The sequence below is a fragment of the Streptomyces sp. PKU-EA00015 genome, from assembly GCF_013387495.1.
Lineage (GTDB): Bacteria > Actinomycetota > Actinomycetes > Streptomycetales > Streptomycetaceae > Streptomyces.
Genome location: NZ_JABZEE010000077.1, coordinates 1 through 1854, shown reverse-complemented (window position 1 = coordinate 1854; position 1854 = coordinate 1). Strand labels below are relative to the sequence as shown.

Below are 1854 nucleotides of genomic sequence, written 5' to 3'. Positions count from 1 at the left end.
GCCGGGGAACGGTTCGGATTCACGGTCCTTGAGGCCGAGGTCACCTACCGCGGCCTGTGCCCCTCCTGCGCGCCCGGTCTGCCGCACGTGTGATCTTGTTCGTTCGATGTTGGTCCGGGTCGTCCCCTGCGGCCGGGCCGCCGGGAGCGCGCCGCCGCCGAGCGCGACCGCGGACGCTCGACGCCGGCGGATCCCCACGACAGCGCGGCCGGGTTGTCCTCGCCGCTCAGCCGGCCGCCTCCTGTCGTACGCCTCAGCCGCGGTGCGCGCTGTCGCTGAGGACTTGCTCGCGGAGGATGTCCGCGTGGCCGCAGTGCTGGGCCAGCTCACGCAGCACGTGGAGGTAGACCCAGCGCAGGGGCAACGGACCTCGGCGATTGCCCCGTACGAGGTCGTCCAGCGTCAGCACCGACGTGGCCTCACGGGACGCCGCGCAGGCCTGCTGGTAGGCCCGCTGGACGGAGGTGATCGTGTCTCCGTCGTCGAGATCGAAGGACTCGTCGGGCGAGTCGGGAATGCCGATCTCGGTGCGGGACCGGCACGTGATCGCCTCGTCGAACCAGACCTTCTCGACGAACGTGGCGTGCTTGACCAGGCCCAGGAGTGTGGTCTTGGACGTGACCAGCGACCGGCGCGCCTGCTTCTCGGTCAGCCCGTTCAAACTGTCGTGCAGCGCGGCTCGATGCTCATTGAGGAACGACTCGAACTGATCGCGGAGCGCTGCGTGGAAGACGGCCGGGTCCGTCGGCGACAGGAAAACCATGACCGCAACGATAGGGCGCTTGCCCCCTCTATAGAGGCTCTTTGCGGTGAGCGGACCAGGAGGCGGAGACTTCCACGGCGGTCGCCCCATCGGGTGCGGGACCCGGACGCGCTGCCGCCCGGTGCCCAGCCGGGCCGGCCGGGCCAAGCCGCCCCTCCAACCATTCGCGTGATGCACAAGCCAAACGCCGGCTGGCCCAAAGGCCGGCTGACCTCATGCTGAGCCGGCAGGGAGACCCGACGCCCTCATGGGGCGGCGGCTCCTTCGCTCAGCAGGCCGAAGTGCCTCGGTGGCGGTACGTGCGCCACCGCTCATCGCCTCACAGCGATTTGTTCCACGCGGGCGGTGTGCCACAGCAGTGCGAAAGGCCTCCGCCAGGTCGGGGTCCGATCAGGCTTCAGGGATCAGGCGGGGACGACGTGGCCGGCGGGAGTCTCGCCCGAGGCTGTCAGCCCTCGTCCATAGGATCACCGCATGTCTGATGCCTTCACCGTCTTGTGGACCCATGACACGTGCCGTGCCCTGCGCAAGGCGGGTCGCGTGGGCGAGCGGCCGCCGGTCGCCTTCAGCGGCGTCCATTCCTCCCTGCCCGCCTGGTCGGGTGCCCGCGCGGGGGACGAGGTGTACGCGCTGCACGTCAACCGGTGCGTCGTGTTCGTCGTGAGTCGGATGCGGGTGATCGACATGGAGCGGCGCGACTGCTGCGGCACCGGCCCCGCGACGTGGCAGGATCCGGCCTTCCCCGGGCACGGCGACTGGTCGATGCTGGGCGCCGACGGCTGCGGCGCCGCGGCGGTGCACGTGGACGCGACGCCCGTACGCTTCGACACGCCGATCCCCGGTGATCTTCTGTCGACGCTTGCATGGCGTAATCGCCGAGGCCGGACACGCAGTCTCAAATACGTGGTGGACGGGCGTCTCGAACGCTCGATCAGCCTTCAGGGGTTCTACCGTCTGACCTCCGAGTCCGCAGCCGAGTTGGCGGAGGTCGTCGGCAACGCCTGAGCAACACGCTCCCGTGTCACGGCGGACAGCGGAGCATGGACGTGGTCGGCGAGGACATCACCACTCGCGAGCAGGTCATTGCCGCG

Annotated in this window: 2 protein-coding genes; one reads left to right on the top strand and one right to left on the bottom strand. The window is 69.7% G+C overall.

Going from position 1 to position 1854, the window contains the following annotated elements; translation table 11 throughout:
* Window positions 1-253 precede the first annotated feature (253 nt).
* The gene (locus HW130_RS32775) at window positions 254-763 is read right to left on the bottom strand and encodes a DinB family protein (protein WP_177153416.1); all 510 of its coding nucleotides are present in this window, start codon (window positions 761-763) and stop codon (window positions 254-256) included.
* 474 nt (window positions 764-1237) lie between these two features.
* Here HW130_RS32775 and HW130_RS32770 point away from each other — a divergent pair, with 474 nt between their 5' ends.
* Window positions 1238-1768 (top strand): hypothetical protein, encoded by a 531-nt coding sequence (locus tag HW130_RS32770; protein WP_177153415.1) that lies wholly within the window; start codon window positions 1238-1240, stop codon window positions 1766-1768.
* Window positions 1769-1854: the final 86 nt, after the last annotated feature.